Below are 15,606 nucleotides of genomic sequence, written 5' to 3'. Positions count from 1 at the left end.
TTCTTTATCTGTTAATAAATTAATTATGCATGCCGTTTTCAATTATTCCAAATAATCCTCTGAAGGTTTTGGAATTTCATGCAAACCTGCACGCAGTATTTCCGACCATTGTTTACTGATTTTTTGAAAATACTCATCATCTTGAGTAACACGTTTACCTTTTGGCATTTCCAGACTATCAATATGATACACCAATACATCAAGCGGCAATCCCACTGACACATTCGAACGTAAGGTAGAATCGAATGAAAGTAGGCTACAACGCAGTGCTTCATCCAAAGGCATATCATAAGTTAAAGCACGATCTAGTATTGGTTTACCGTACTTACTTTCACCAATCTGAAAAAAAGGCGTGTCTTTAGTTGCACAAATAAAATTCCCTTGTGGATAGATATTATAAAGTTGATGCTCTCCTTCCCCAATTTGACCACCCACAGTCAAACTACAGTAGTAATTACTTTGTTCAAGCGTATCTTCGGTCACATCTTCAATGACTTTGCGCAAAGTTCGCCCGACCAATTGGGCAACTTCAAACATGGTATTTACAGTGTATAGATTGGGTTGTTCCTGTAATTCAAGCTGATTTCGCAAATGACCGATCACAGCCTGTGTTGTTGCCAGATTACCCGCTGTTTGAATCGCAATAAAGCGCTCTTTTAATTTCCCAAAAGTGTAAAGTTTTCGAAAAACTGAAATCTGATCTACACCCGCATTAGTCCTCGTATCACTAATGAAGACCAAGCCATCTTTAAGCCGTAAAGCACAACAATAAGTCATTTTTTTCATTCCATTCAACAAGCAAGTACCTGCACTGTTGATCGCATTTTTTCCACACCACCTTTTTCACGAATACCCCTTACTGGCGCAACATCAAAATAATCACGACCAATTGCGACGTAAATATGTGAAGAAGGTTCAAACAATTGATTACTCACATCGAAACAATACCATTGTTTATTCAAAAATACTTCAGCCCATGCATGACTTGCTAGATGAGGCGTATTTTTATCATATAAATAGCCTGAAACATATCTCGCAGGTATATTCAAAGCCCGACACATGGCAATCATTAAATGTGCATGATCCTGACACACCCCTAAACCTGCGTAAAATGCTTCTTTTGCTGTGGACTGAACTGTGGTTGCATGCGGGCAATAAGGAACTTTCAACAAAATTTGTTCTGCTAAAACAATAAGTTCTTTCAACGAACCCATCGTCACAAATTGGGTGGCAAATTCCAACATATTCGCGTCCCACAACGTAGCATGTGTCGGCTGCAAAAATAGTGACAACGGTAAACTTGCTTGGTGTCCCTCATTTCCACCACAATGTAATTCAACGATCCCTTGCGCCATGATGGTTAAATGTTGATAGTCAAAACGCTGTGAACAAGTCAGCCATAGATTATTAAAAACATCCTTTTTAAGTACCCGTTCACCCGGAACACTAATGTCCCAGTAATGAACATATTGGTGCTGTGAACTTTGAGGAATCATCTTAATATATTGGATACTGTTACACGCATTTTCACTATAAGTGTAATGCGTTTGATGATTCACCATAAGTTTCATACAGGCGCCTCAAACATGAGATGAAGTTGATCATGAAAATGATAAAAAGACATCAAATCAGGTTGTTGCTTCAAATCAAGCCATGCTGTTTCAAGAGCCAACCAGCCGTAATTTTTTAAAGCTGCAACGGTTTTGTCGAGTTCATCAATTAAATTTTCAGGATTTTGTTTAAAGCGTAAGGTCTCATCTAATTGCTCAATTTTTTGACCCAAACCAAAAAACAGTAAAATATCGGTATCTGTTTCTGCTTCCAAAATCTCATTACATTCTTGGACTACATTACAAATATAACCCGATTGTTCACCTGCATTTCGGATAAGTGCATTAAGTTCAGCATAGGCTTTTGCAGGTAAAACAGCACGTAATTCATGAATATTGTCACTCGCATAGCTAAATTGTTTCATCAATGAATAAGGCTGCTCTGGATCTAGTGCCAATTCATTCAGTGATGCTGCATCATAAGCAGGTAAACAAAAAGCATGACAAAATTCAATTGCAGCCTGATCCTGTGTAAATGGAATCCGATTGCAAAAAAAATTGATGCGCATCAAATAACGGCCTAACCAGTAAATATGTTGTGCATTTGAACTCAGTAAAATCATAGTTTCTTCCTTGTTAAATGAACATTGATCAAGAATGTAGTGCTTCAACAACCCAAGTATCTTTGATGCCACCACCTTGTGATGAGTTCACAACAAGTGAGCCAGCTTTCATGGCCACACGTGTCAAGCCTCCTGGTACAATCTCGGTTCGATAAGGCGATGACAATACAAAAGGACGTAAGTCGATATGCCGCTCTGCGATGCCATCCTGAGTCAAAGTTGGCGCCACAGATAATTCGAGTGTCGGCTGTGCAATATATAAATGCGGATGTTGCAAAACTTTTTTTCTGAACTCCGCGATTTCACTCTTGGTTGCTTGCGGCCCAATCAGCATTCCATATCCACCAGAACCCTGTGCCTCTTTAACGACCAGTTGTTCCAGATTGGCAACTACATAATCCAGTTCATCTTCACGTCGACATTGAAAGGTTGGCACATTTTTCAAAATTGGCGCTTCATTCAGATAAAAATTAATCATATCATCCACATAAGGATAAATTGATTTATCATCCGCAACCCCTGTACCCGGAGCATTTGCAATCACGACATTGTGCTGCAAATAAGCAGACATCAAACCTGCGACACCTAAGGTACTATCAGGTCTAAAAGCAAGTGGATCGAGAAATGCATCATCAACACGGCGATAAATCACATCGACACGTTGACGACCTCGAATAGTTTTGACATAGACGTGATCATTTTCAACAAAAAGATCGCGACTACTGACTAGCGGCACATCCATTTCACGGGCTAAAAAAGCATGCTCGTAATAGGCGCTATTAAAGCGTCCTGGGGTTAACACCACTATAAAAGGCTGATCAACATAAGCATTTTCCTCCAAAATTGCGCGGAGTAATGTTGGATATTGTTCGATTTCTTGTAACGGGTTTGCCGCACATAGCTCTGGCATGAGTTTTTTACTGATTTTTCGACTCTCAATCATATAAGAGACGCCTGACGGTGTTCTCAAATTATCTTCGAGAACAAAAAAATCACCTTTTCCATCACGAATGATATCGATCCCACTGATTTGTGAATAAATTTTTCCTTTTAAATCATGATTTAACATATGGGGCTGAAAAGCTTCATGTGTCATCACCTGCATTTGAGGAACAATCTGTTCTTTCAAAATATGCTGATCATGATAAATATCATCTAAAAATAAATTTAAAGCTTTGACGCGCTGCTCGCAGCCTTTGGATATTTTCTCCCATTGTTTTTTTTCGATCACTCGTGGAATGAGATCATATGGAATCGTTCGCTGTGTGCCTTCTTCTTCACCATAAACCGTAAAGGTAATCCCTTCATATAAAAAATGTTGCTTTGCCTCAGCATTCAGTTGCTTCAATTGTTCGAGACTATGCACTGACAGCCATTGCTCTATCTTTTTAGAAACCTCACCACTTGAGCTGACATCATCTAGCATTTCGTTAAAAAATTTTGATTTTAACTGCTCAAACAAATTGGTATTTACACTTAACTGGTCAATGAATAAAGACTGGCTGTTGATTACTCCGCTCAATTTATCTTTCATATATTGCTCACCTAGGGCATGCATCTCTTTATCTTCTTCTAACATAATTACCTGCCTCTTTTCTTGTTGACTCATTATCCTATAAAGCAAATACAGTGCCATTTATGCAGATGCTTTCCTTATTTTTGGAAAAAAAGTGAACTGGCTTCAATGAGGTTCTTGTAGAAAGTTGTATCGGGATATAAGCAATATTTCTGTTACATTCTTGCCAAAACGATCAAGTTTTTCTATTGTGTTGCTATTCAAAATATTATTGACCCACTTACGATCGACTATGTCTTTACAAGAAAAAGAAACCTCCAATAGTTTGCACCGACAATGGCAAATTCTATCGCGCCTTTCGACAGGCAAATGGATGGGAACGCGTGAACTACAGGAAATGCTGGAACGTGAAGGGGTTGATATTAGCCTGCGCACTATTCAGCGTGACTTAAACCAGATTGCACAACGCTTTCCCATTGAAAGCAATAAGACCGTACCGCAAGGCTGGCGCTGGCGTTCTGACGCCCCTATTCAAAGTCTGCCGCATATGACCAGTTCTCAAGCGGTGACATTTATGATGGTCGAAGAACATTTAAAACACCTGTTACCCCCCAGTCTGATCGAAGAAATGAATCCGTGGTTCGATCTGGCACGCCGCAGCCTATCGACTCAAAATAATGTTCGCCAATGGATTAATCGTGTTCGAATTGTGCCTGCGAGCCAACCATTAATTCCACCTTTGGTCGATAAACATGCACAACAAGCCGTTTATGAAGGTTTACTCCAAGATAAACAGATTGAATGTATTTATCGACCACGTAATATTCATGCTGAAGAAAAAACCTATATTTTAAATCCGCTGGCTTTGGTACAAAAAGGTGCGATTATTTATTTAATTTGTACACGGCACGATAAATCCGATGTCCAAACTTTTGCTTTGCACCGTTTTAAATCAGCATCTGTACTAAATTCGCGCGCTTTACACCCAGTAAATTTTGATATTGATCAATATATTGACTCTGGCGCTTTAGGTTTTCGTGTTGACTACAACAAACCGACTGAGATTGTTGAGTTAAAGCTGACCATGACTGAAAATACAGCACAGAGCTTTTATGAAAGTCAGCTTAGTAAAGATCAAAGCATTACGCCCATCGATGAAAATATTGTAGAGATTCGAGCAACGCTCCCTTTTACTTCTCAATTGGTCTGGTGGCTACGCAGTTTTGGTAAAAAGATTCTACATATTGAGCCGCTTGAAGTTCATCATGCGGTCAGAGAAATTGAAAATGAATAAAAAAAAGAGAGCATTGCTCTCTTAGAGTTTTTATAATTTTTGATATTCAAACAATATTACTTTTTCTTGGTGATTAAAATACTGGCATCCATTTTCCCAAGCCCCGACACCAAAGAAAATGGATACCAATTCGTGCTGAGAACCATGATTCAACATAAGCATGCTAAATCATAACCATTATAACGAATCGACTTCATGGTCATGTTGATTACCTCTTTGTTTTGAACGTAAAGTGACTATAAGAAATTTTCAATCGCATGAGAAATAACAAAATTGACAGAATAAATGCATTTAAATTCTTAAGATTTTTTCATATATCATTTTAATTCATATAAAAAAGCCCAATTTAAATTGGGCTTTCGTGTCTTCTACTTTCTTTTCAAATGAATTACGCGATTTTTTTGGTCTGATTATTTTTACGGATGGTAATCATCACCAATTGCACCGCAGCAGGTGTTACACCTGGAATACGATTGGCTTGTGCCAATGTTTCGGGACGCACGGTTTTCAGCTTCTGTGTGATTTCACGAGACAGGCCAGAAACCACATCATAATCAAAATCTGCTGGAATTTTGGTTTCTTCCAAACGTTTCATTTGAGCCACATCTTCATGTTGACGATTGATATAGCCTTCGTACTTGACTGCAATTTCAATCTGTTCACCGACTTGCACTGAAACCTGAGAATCAGTCAATTCAGCAATTTGAGTGAAATTAACATTTGGACGTTTAAGCAAATCTATTGCACTGGATTCCTTACTTAAATCAGCACCCGTCATTTCGACAAACTTTTTACCCATTGGATTGTTTGGTGCAGCCCAAAGATGCGCCAAACGAGCCGTTTCAGTTTCTACAGCTTCCATTTTTTCACAGTAAGCAGCCCAACGGATATCATCAACCAAGCCCAACTCACGACCCGCAGGGGTTAAACGCTGATCTGCATTATCTTCACGCAACATCAAACGATATTCTGCACGAGAAGTAAACATTCGGTACGGTTCTTTGGTTCCCAAGGTAATTAAATCGTCAACCAATACGCCCATATAGGCTTGATCACGTTTTGGTGTCCATTGTTCCTGATCCCATGCACGACGCGCAGCGTTCAGGCCTGCAAGCAAGCCTTGTGCACCCGCCTCTTCGTATCCTGTTGTTCCATTGATCTGACCAGCAAAATACAAATTATTGATGGCTTTCGTTTCAAGGGTAAATTTTAAAGCCTGCGGATTGAAATAATCATATTCAATCGCATAACCCGGACGCAAAATATGCGCATTTTCCATACCACGAATCGAACGCACCAATTCAAACTGCACATCGAACGGTAAAGATGTTGAAATGCCGTTTGGATAAAGTTCATGCGTATCCAAACCTTCTGGCTCTAAAAACACCTGATGAGATTCTTTATCAGCAAAACGGTGAATTTTATCTTCGATGGATGGACAATAGCGCGGCCCCACACCTTCAATCACACCAGTGTACATTGGAGAACGATCAAGACCGCCACGAATAATCTCGTGCGTTTTTTCATTGGTGTGTGTGATGTAGCAATTCACTTGCTCTGGATGCATTGAAACATTGCCCATAAAAGACATCACGGGTGATGGAAAATCACCCGGTTGCGGAGTCATTACAGAAAAATCAACTGAACGTGCATCGATACGTGGCGGCGTACCGGTTTTTAAACGACCCACTGGTAAATTTAATTCGCGCAAACGATGTGCCAACGCAATAGAGGGTGGATCACCTGCGCGACCACCACTCGATTTTTCCAATCCAATATGAATGACACCACCTAAAAAAGTACCCGTGGTCAATACAACTGTTTTGGTTTCAAAGTGTACGCCCATTTGGGTAATCACACCCTTCACCGTATCGCCATCAACAACTAAATCATCGGCTGCTTGCTGAAAAATATCCAGATTTGGTTGGTTTTCAAGGGTATAACGAATGGCGGCTTTATAACGCACACGGTCGGCTTGAGCACGCGTTGCGCGAACTGCTGCGCCTTTACGCGAATTTAAAATACGAAACTGGATACCACCCTTGTCGGCAGCTAATGCCATGGCACCGCCTAAAGCATCAATCTCACGAACCAGATGCGATTTACCAATACCACCAATCGCAGGGTTACAGCTCATTTGACCCAATGTTTCAATGTTATGCGTCAAAAGCAAGGTCTGTCGCCCCATACGCGCAGCAGCAAGCGCCGCTTCCGTACCTGCGTGACCGCCACCAATAACAATAACATCATAAACTTTAGGGTAATGCATGGCTGAAAAACACCAAGAAAAAAGGACGAAAAATTATATCAAAAAACCCTGTAGCAATATGGTTTTTTTACAAAAATAAAGACACAAAATTTACAGCAATATACAAGATGTGACATTTTATATAAGTATTTCAGCATAAAACGAATTAACTTTTTAAAAACCGACTCTTAGAATAAGACTGTGTCAGTGCTTTATAGTTAAAAACCTAAAATCAACTTTAAAAAAGGTATTGAAATGAAAAACATCATGTTAAAAACAATCGCTGTATCTGCTTTACTTCTTGGTGGTATGACGCTAGCGAATGCTGAAGAAGCGACTGTGAGCAAGGCTGAAACCAATGCACAGATCAAAGCATGTGCTAAGAAAAAGCAAGGTGACTGGGCAACTTATGGCTATAAAGGCGTTACTTTCAATGGTGTTTGCCAGCCAAATGAAAATGGTAAATTGCAATTTAAAGCGCCTGCACCATAATTGTAAAACTGCTTTAATTTAATCTGTAAAAACACAGGCTTACCATGCCTGTGTTTTTTTATGGGAAAAATAATAATTCTACTTATAAATGTAATTTATCCGGTTGAAATATATTCAATTTTAGTTAGAATCATTATGACATCGGGATATAAAACAACAAAAGGAAATAAGATATGGATTCTGGAATAATTACGATTTTTCTACCCATAGCACTTGCAATCATTATGGCTGGACTAGGCTTGGAGTTACGGCCTCAGGATTTTAAGCGTGTTGCAAAACATCCTAAAGCAGTTTTCTTGGCCTTATTTTGTCAATTGGTGATTCTGGTCAGTATCGCATTTGTAATTTGTAAGTTATTAGCCCTTCCTCCCCTTTTGGCCGTTGGTGTGATGCTACTGGCAGCGTCACCGGGCGGGCCTACAGCAAACTTATTTAGCTATCTTTATAAAGGTGATATTGCACTCAATATTACTTTAACAGCGATCAATTCTGTAATTGCAGCATTTACCTTGCCTTTTATTGTCAATCTGTCTATTCAACATTTTATTAATGATGGTCAACAGCTTGGACTTCAGTTTAGCAAAGTCATTCAGGTTTTTCTTATTATCATCGTACCTGTTTGTTTAGGCATGCTCGTTCGCTATTTTTCACCTAATGTTGCGGACAAATTACATAAACCAGTGCGTACCTTTGCAGTGGTATTTTTAATACTGATTATTATTGGTGCTGTGGCAAAAGAACGAAATAGTATATTGGAATACATTATGCAGGTTGGACTGGCAACATCTCTATTTTGTATAGCAAGCTTATTGATCGGCTACTTTATCCCACGAATATTTGGGATCAGTAGTACGCAAGCACGTGCTTGTGCTTTTGAAATTGGGATCCATAATAGTACGCTGGCCATGACCATTGCTCTCACCATACTTGCAAGCACCACTATTGCAATGCCTGCGGCAGTTTATTCAATATTTATGTACATATTTGCTGCTATTTTTGGGACGTTGTTAAATCGTTATGATCCTCAAAGAGCCGAAACTCACTTAGTTGCAAAAAATGAATAACCTTCTCATCAAATCAATGGGTCGCTCGTTGAAATTATTTCTCGAGTGATCCATTTATCCGTTACAATAGATGTTTCAAATCGAATTTAGGTCTTATTCCCGTGAAGTGGTTACAAATACACATTACTGTTGATCAAGCGCAAGTGGATTTTACAGAAACATTACTTATGTCCTTAGGTGCAGTAAGTGTAACGCTAGATGATGCCGAAGATCAGGCATTGCTTGAGCCGCTTCCTGGAGAAACTCCGCTTTGGAATAAAGTCATTGTAACTGGGATTTATCAGGAAGATGATCAAGACCCTATCGATGTTGAAATGCTTCAAGCATTCCTAAAAGAACAACTTCCTGATGCCCCTATACGTCATGAACAACTTGAAGATCAAGTCTGGGAACGCGCATGGATGGATTATTATGAACCCATTCAAATTGCAGAAAATTTCTGGATTGTTCCTGAATGGCTAGAAGCTCCAGACAGTAATGCGGTCAACATTAAACTTGATCCAGGTCTGGCTTTTGGTACAGGGAATCACGCTAGCACTTTTCTTTGCCTGCAATGGTTAGGACAAACTGATCTTAAAGATAAAATTGTGATCGATTATGGTTGTGGCTCAGGTATTTTGGGTGTCGCAGCATTGTTGCTTGGGGCAAAAAAAGTCTATGCCACTGACATCGACCCGCAAGCTGTATTAGCCACTAAACAAAATGCTGAACTCAATCATGTATTAGATCGTTTATTTGTCGGTTTACCTGAAGAGTTTAATGCAGAATTTAAATCGCAAAAAGCGGATGTTTTAGTGGCCAATATTTTAGCTGCGCCACTCATGGCACTTGCGCCAGAGTTTGCAACTTTGCTCAAATCTGAGGGAGAGTTCGCACTTGCAGGCGTAATCGAAGAGCAAGTTGCTGATGTTACTGGTGTTTATTCTGAATTTTTTGATATAGTACACATCGAGAAGCGCGAAGAAAACTGGTGTCGCATATCAGGGAAGCGCCAATAACAAATAAAAGTAGATGACGGTTCCATGAGTGAAAAACAAACCCGCTGCCCCAAATGTTTGACAGTATATAAAGTCTCACTAACTCAGCTCACAGTTGCTCAGGGTATGGTTTGTTGCCCCAAATGTGATTTAAACTTCAATGCACTAACTAATCTCATTCTGGCAGAAGATCATTCTGCCAGCTCGATTCAGTATTCAGCTTTAAATCAATGTGCGATTTCACCCTCTGCTTTGCAATACAGTAACTTTAATGTTCTGGATATTTTTGATCGTAGAATTGAAAATTCAAATATTGATCTGCTGACCTATCTCAATAATTTAAATTATTTTCAAAATGAAGAAATCAGCAGTTTCCCCCAACTCAATCTTGCCGAGAGCGAAAGTCCAAGTTTAGACAATAGTCCCAAAAAACGTAAAAAGCATAGTCTGCTATATTATGTAATCTGGAGTTCTATTAACCTTGTATTATTGGGAATCCTGTTCTTCCAAATTTTATGGTTTAACCCAAGAGTTATGCATAATAGCCCTGTACTAGGCGCGGTATTCAATCAATTATGCAGTGTATTTAGTTGTAAGAAACTTGAAGAGAACTACGCACTTTTGACTATTAATAAAGTTAAAGTCGTGAGCATTGAGCATCATAAAACTCGTTTTTCAGGTGTTTTGGTCAATTATCATGATAAAAGCTTACAGCTTCCTCTACTCAAGCTGACTTTGAAAAATAAACATGAAAATAAGAGTGTTATTTTAAAGCCTCAAGATTATTTAGCCGCCAGCCTAAACGGTATTCAGCGTATTCCTAAAAACCTGCCTTATAAGTTCGAATTTAGCATTAATCAGCCCAGAAAAAGCTTTGATGATTATACTTTAGAAATAGTCCACCCCTAATCACTAAAAAAAACATAAAAAAAATGAAAAAAAATGCAGTTAATTTGCTCACTTTTTCTTAGACAATGGTATCATACGCGCCACGAAAGCTTGACCCTACAACATCTTCGGATTTATCCACAACAATTACTGTCGTCATCTGTGCTTTATCAAGTGATAGCGCATTGCGTGGCTTTTTTGTTTTTGAATCTGGGCTGTAACAAATATTAAACTATTGTTACGCTTATTTTTCGCACAATATACAGAGTTGTGGCAAGCTGTTGTTTCCATGTTTTAGAGCCTCTGTTTTAGGATCTAAAACGGGGTTCATTATTTAGACCACATTTACATACTGCTTTACCCAAGCGGTAATATGATTTCGGATTAACTCGCATGAATAGCAAATCTCCTATTTTTACTGCACAATCTGATGTTGCTCTTCGCATCCACGTGGATCGCGCAGTTCGCCATTATTTTGCACAATTGCAAGGTGAGCAACCATCACAAGTTTATGACATGGTGCTAGCAGAAATGGAGAAACCTCTTTTATCTGTCGTCTTAGAATATACCCGTGGCAATCAAACTCGTGCTGCGGAGATTCTAGGGCTAAACCGTGGAACTTTACGCAAAAAGTTAAAAGCTCACGGCTTAATGAGTGAATAAATGATAAAATGCTCACGTCCTGTGGGCATTTTTTATGCCTATTTGTTTTAATCTGTAAACTTAAACCGTTGATTTAATCATGACTATTAAACGTGCTTTGATTTCTGTTTCTGACAAAACAGGAATTGTGGAATTTGCTCAAAATCTTGCAGCTCTAGGGGTAGAAATTTTATCTACTGGCGGTACATATAAGTTGCTTAAAGACAACAATATCGCTGTTGTAGAAGTTTCTGAACATACTGGTTTTCCAGAAATGATGGATGGTCGTGTAAAAACCCTACATCCTAAAATTCATGGGGGTATTTTGGCTCGTCGTGGTCTGGACGAAGCTGTCATGCAAGAGCATGATATCGCGCCTATTGATTTGGTTGTAGTCAACCTGTATCCATTTGCAGCAACCGTTGCTAAACCAGACTGCTCTTTGGCAGATGCGATTGAAAATATCGATATCGGTGGCCCAACCATGGTTCGCGCAGCAGCAAAAAACCATGCTTCAGTCGGCATCGTGGTCAATGCATCTGACTACGCTACTATGATTGCAGAGCTTAAAGATTCTGGTGCATTATCTTACGCTACGCGTTTTGATCTTGCGGTAAAAGCCTTTGAACACACTGCACAATATGATGGCATGATTGCTTCTTATTTAGGTGCACGTGTAGGTAAAGAACAAGGCGAAGCAGATTTATTCCCGCGTACCTTTAATACTCAATTGGTTAAAGCTCAAGACTTACGTTATGGCGAAAACCCACATCAATCTGCTGCATTCTATGTTGATCCAGCTGCCAAAGAGGCATCCGTTTCAACTGCAAAACAGTTACAAGGCAAAGAGTTGTCTTATAACAACATTGCCGATACCGATGCAGCACTTGAATGTGTAAAATCATTTGCAAAACCAGCTTGTGTCATTGTGAAACATGCTAACCCGTGTGGGGTTGCTGTGTCATTAGATGGCATCAAAGCAGCTTATGATCTTGCTTATGCAACCGATACCGAATCTGCTTTTGGCGGCATCATTGCCTTTAACCGCGAATTAGATGTTGAAACTGCACAAGCCATTGTGGATCGTCAATTTGTTGAAGTGATCATTGCACCAAGTATTGCTGATGGCGTACTTGAAGTGACTGGCGCGAAAAAGAACGTTCGTGTCATGATCTGTGGTGAGCTTCCTGCCATTGATGAACGTGCTCCACAGTTAGACTATAAACGTGTTAATGGTGGTTTATTGGTTCAAGATCAAGATTTGGGTATGATCAAAGCATCTGACCTGAAAGTCGTGACTGAACGTGCACCAACAGAACAAGAAATTGATGACCTGATTTTTGCATGGAAAGTTGCAAAATATGTGAAATCAAATGCGATTGTCTATGCAAAAAATCGTCAAACCATCGGGGTTGGTGCAGGTCAAATGAGCCGTGTAAACTCAGCTCGTATTGCCGCGATTAAAGCAGAACACGCAGGACTTGTGGTTGAAGGTGCAGTAATGGCCTCTGATGCATTCTTCCCTTTCCGTGATGGGATCGATAATGCAGCCAAAGCAGGCATTAAATGTATCATCCAACCAGGTGGTTCGATGCGTGATGAAGAAGTGATTGCAGCAGCCAATGAACATGGTATTGCGATGGTCTTTACTGGTATGCGTCATTTCCGTCATTAATTTGACTGAATTTTAAAGTATAAGAAATTTTTTTGACTTTAAGCTGATCGCCCTCTTCTTATGAAGAGGGTCTTCTACATCAAGAATCGTGTAAAAGTCCAGATCAGTTTATGGATTCATGGAGTATGAACCCAATGAATATTCTTGTTTTAGGTAGTGGTGGTCGCGAACATGCACTTGCTTGGAAAATCGCGCAAGATGCTAAAGTCACCAAAGTTTTTGTTGCACCTGGTAATGCAGGAACTGCAACCGAAAACAAATGTGAAAATGTTCAAATTGATATTTTAAACAATCCAGAAATTATCAACTTTGCAAAAAATAACCATGTTGATCTGATTATTGTTGGCCCTGAAGCACCTTTGGTTAACGGAATCGTCGATGCAGCACGCTTGGCTGACTTAAAAATTTGGGGACCTACCCAATATGCAGCACAACTTGAAGGTTCTAAAGCCTTTGCCAAAGACTTTCTAAAAAAACACAACATTCCAACGGCTTTCTATGAAGTCTTTACTGAAGTAGAACCTGCTAAAGACTATATCAAAAGACATGGCGCTCCAATTGTCATTAAAGCTGATGGTCTTGCGGCTGGCAAAGGTGTGATTGTTGCGATGAGCAATGAAGAAGCTTTTGAAGCTATTGATGATATGTTGGCTGGCAATAAGTTTGGCGATGCAGGCTCGCGTGTGGTGATCGAACAATTCCTTGCAGGTGAAGAAGCATCATTTATTTGTATGATTGATGGTCAAAACATTTTACCAATGGCGACTTCTCAAGATCACAAACGAATTTTTGAAGGCGATCAAGGCCCAAATACAGGTGGTATGGGCGCTTACTCTCCTGCCCCTGTGGTGACTTCTGAAGTTTTTGATCGTGTCATGACTGAAATCATGCGCCCAACCGTTGAAGGTATGGCACGTGACGGTCACATCTATACAGGTTTCCTTTATGCGGGTTTAATGATTGACGATCAGGGTCAACCTCGTGTGATTGAATTTAACTGTCGTTTTGGCGACCCTGAAACACAGCCGATTATGATGCGTTTAAAATCATCTTTGGTTGATCTGGTTGAAGCAGGTATTGCAGGTAAACTTCCCGCTCAAGCCGAATGGGATGAACGTAAATCAATCGGTGTGGTACTTGCTGCTGAAGGATATCCTGAAACTGTACGTAAGGGCGATGTTATTTCTGGTTTAGGTCAATCTCCTGAAGGCACTAAAATTTTCCATGCGGGTACGAGCATGAAAGATGATGGTCATGTCGTGACCGCAGGTGGTCGTGTATTATGCGTGACCGCTTTGGGCGATAGCGTGCTTGAAGCTCAAGTGAATGCTTTAGAAGTTTGCGGTCAAGTGACATTTGCGGGTATGCAATATCGCAGTGATATTGGCTATCGCGCTATTGCACGTGAAAAAGCAGACCATTAAACACACTCAACCTCTGTTTGATCCTCTTAGATCAGACAGAGGTTTTGTTTTCAAAAAATTGATTAAGTGATGATCAAATACTTAATATCATCCGACTAGATTTTAATCTTATATCGTAACTTAATAACCTTATCAGAAATTATTAATGATTAATCCTTTTTCTTTTTGACATATAACAAGATATCTTTATACTCACTTTTTTTGATTTAAAAGCATTTTTTGTGCTTAAATTTCAAGCATCGCAATTCCCTATTGGGCTTTCACTTTTAAATTGATTTAGCCTGACTAAATCCAGGAACTCAAGCAATGAAAAAACTGTTTAGTGTTTTTTTAAGTATTGCAGTCGTTGTTCTCGCAGCTTGTTCAAAACAACCTGAAGATAACAAAGCTGCTGCGCCTGCAAATGCTTTGCATAAAATTACGCTTGCCTCTAGCGGGTCAGATACAGATATCTGGCGTTTTATCGCACAGCTTCCAGAGACCAAACAAGCGGGTATTGAACTTGATGTGAAAAACTTCACAGACTATGTTTCGATGAACACAGCGGTTGCCAACAAAGAAATCGATGTCAATGCATTTCAATCTTATGCATATTTAGTCGCATTTAATGCGGGAAATAAATCTAAAATTGCTCCATTGGCCACAACTTATTTAGAACCAATGGGGATTTATTCAGATAAAATCAAGAAGATTGAAGACTTCACAAATGGCGAAACGATTGCCGTTCCAAATGACCCTGCTAATGAAGCTCGTGCCTTGTTATTGCTTCAAACTGCGGGCTTGATTAAGTTAAAGCCTGATTTTGATGTGGCTAAAGGCTCTCCTGCTGATATTACTGAAAATCCGAAGAAACTCGTGATTAAAGAAATTCCAATGGCGACTTCTGTACGCGTAAAAAGCGAAGTCGATGCCATTGTATTGGGTAATGTTTTGGCCATGGAAGGTGGTTTGAATGTGCTTAAAGATTCAATTTTCCATGAACCTGTAGATCAATCTACCAAAATGAATGTCAATGTTCTTGCGGTTGCAGAAGGTCGTCAAAACGATCCTGAGTTATTAAAGCTGAAAGACCTTTATCATTCTGCACCTGTAAAACAATTTATTCAGGAAAAATTTCAGGGTACAAAAGTTGATGTGAACGAACCAATCAGCTACCTTACTGGCGGAAAACAGTAATATAATATCCTCTTCATAAACAGGCACACTGTTGCCT

Annotated in this window: 14 protein-coding genes; 9 read left to right on the top strand and 5 right to left on the bottom strand. The window is 39.6% G+C overall.

Going from position 1 to position 15,606, the window contains the following annotated elements; translation table 11 throughout:
• Positions 1 to 42 precede the first annotated feature (42 nt).
• Genes J500_RS01445 through J500_RS01430 form a run of 4 tightly spaced genes read right to left on the bottom strand, consistent with a single transcriptional unit; the run spans position 43 to position 3,707 of the window.
• The gene (locus J500_RS01445; RefSeq protein WP_004989316.1) at positions 43 to 777 is read right to left on the bottom strand and encodes a proteasome-type protease; all 735 of its coding nucleotides are present in this window, start codon (positions 775 to 777) and stop codon (positions 43 to 45) included.
• A 14-nt stretch (positions 778 to 791) separates the two neighbouring features.
• Positions 792 to 1,571 carry a transglutaminase family protein gene (locus J500_RS01440; protein WP_004997436.1) on the bottom strand — a complete coding sequence of 260 codons (780 nt, stop codon included), beginning with the start codon at positions 1,569 to 1,571 and terminating at the stop codon, positions 792 to 794.
• Positions 1,568 to 2,173 (bottom strand): alpha-E domain-containing protein, encoded by a 606-nt coding sequence (locus tag J500_RS01435; RefSeq protein ID WP_004989318.1) that lies wholly within the window; start codon positions 2,171 to 2,173, stop codon positions 1,568 to 1,570. Before J500_RS01435 ends, J500_RS01440 begins: the two co-directional genes overlap by 4 nt.
• A 28-nt stretch (positions 2,174 to 2,201) precedes the next feature.
• Complete coding sequence (locus J500_RS01430; protein WP_370685022.1) at positions 2,202 to 3,707, bottom strand: circularly permuted type 2 ATP-grasp protein; 1,506 nt, start codon at positions 3,705 to 3,707, stop codon at positions 2,202 to 2,204.
• A 274-nt stretch (positions 3,708 to 3,981) separates the two neighbouring features.
• Between J500_RS01430 and J500_RS17595 the strand changes: the two genes are divergently transcribed.
• Positions 3,982 to 4,983, top strand: coding sequence for a helix-turn-helix transcriptional regulator (locus J500_RS17595; protein WP_004989324.1), 1,002 nt, complete (start codon positions 3,982 to 3,984; stop codon positions 4,981 to 4,983).
• A gap of 388 nt (positions 4,984 to 5,371) precedes the next feature.
• Here J500_RS17595 and mnmG read toward each other — a convergent pair whose 3' ends face one another.
• Positions 5,372 to 7,252 carry a tRNA uridine-5-carboxymethylaminomethyl(34) synthesis enzyme MnmG gene (mnmG, locus tag J500_RS01420; RefSeq protein WP_004997433.1) on the bottom strand — a complete coding sequence of 627 codons (1,881 nt, stop codon included), beginning with the start codon at positions 7,250 to 7,252 and terminating at the stop codon, positions 5,372 to 5,374.
• 234 nt (positions 7,253 to 7,486) lie between these two features.
• Here mnmG and J500_RS01415 point away from each other — a divergent pair, with 234 nt between their 5' ends.
• From J500_RS01415 to J500_RS01380, 8 genes are all read left to right on the top strand, one after another.
• Positions 7,487 to 7,723 (top strand): hypothetical protein, encoded by a 237-nt coding sequence (locus J500_RS01415; RefSeq protein ID WP_004997431.1) that lies wholly within the window; start codon positions 7,487 to 7,489, stop codon positions 7,721 to 7,723.
• A 173-nt stretch (positions 7,724 to 7,896) separates the two neighbouring features.
• Positions 7,897 to 8,787 carry a bile acid:sodium symporter family protein gene (locus J500_RS01410; RefSeq protein WP_004997430.1) on the top strand — a complete coding sequence of 297 codons (891 nt, stop codon included), beginning with the start codon at positions 7,897 to 7,899 and terminating at the stop codon, positions 8,785 to 8,787.
• Between the two features lie 101 nt (positions 8,788 to 8,888).
• Positions 8,889 to 9,785 (top strand): 50S ribosomal protein L11 methyltransferase, encoded by an 897-nt coding sequence (gene prmA / locus J500_RS01405; RefSeq protein WP_004997427.1) that lies wholly within the window; start codon positions 8,889 to 8,891, stop codon positions 9,783 to 9,785.
• Positions 9,786 to 9,809: 24 nt separating this feature from the next.
• The gene (locus J500_RS01400) at positions 9,810 to 10,673 is read left to right on the top strand and encodes a DUF3426 domain-containing protein (protein WP_004997424.1); all 864 of its coding nucleotides are present in this window, start codon (positions 9,810 to 9,812) and stop codon (positions 10,671 to 10,673) included.
• Positions 10,674 to 11,045: 372 nt separating this feature from the next.
• Positions 11,046 to 11,315: a DNA-binding transcriptional regulator Fis gene (gene fis / locus J500_RS01395; RefSeq protein WP_001086304.1), complete on the top strand. Its 270-nt coding sequence runs from the start codon at positions 11,046 to 11,048 to the stop codon at positions 11,313 to 11,315.
• 79 nt (positions 11,316 to 11,394) lie between these two features.
• Entirely contained in the window at positions 11,395 to 12,969 is a 1,575-nt protein-coding gene (gene purH / locus J500_RS01390) for a bifunctional phosphoribosylaminoimidazolecarboxamide formyltransferase/IMP cyclohydrolase (protein WP_004997420.1), read from the top strand.
• Positions 12,970 to 13,103: 134 nt separating this feature from the next.
• Positions 13,104 to 14,393 carry a phosphoribosylamine--glycine ligase gene (gene purD, locus J500_RS01385; RefSeq protein ID WP_004997416.1) on the top strand — a complete coding sequence of 430 codons (1,290 nt, stop codon included), beginning with the start codon at positions 13,104 to 13,106 and terminating at the stop codon, positions 14,391 to 14,393.
• Positions 14,394 to 14,699: 306 nt separating this feature from the next.
• Complete coding sequence (locus J500_RS01380; RefSeq protein WP_004997413.1) at positions 14,700 to 15,569, top strand: MetQ/NlpA family ABC transporter substrate-binding protein; 870 nt, start codon at positions 14,700 to 14,702, stop codon at positions 15,567 to 15,569.
• Positions 15,570 to 15,606: the final 37 nt, after the last annotated feature.

The sequence above is a fragment of the Acinetobacter sp. 479375 genome (genome assembly GCF_000581715.1).
In the GTDB taxonomy this organism is placed as follows: Bacteria; Pseudomonadota; Gammaproteobacteria; order Pseudomonadales; family Moraxellaceae; genus Acinetobacter; species Acinetobacter ursingii.
The sequence above is the reverse complement of the archived record's forward strand: the minus strand, read 5'-3'. Positions and strand labels throughout refer to the sequence as shown.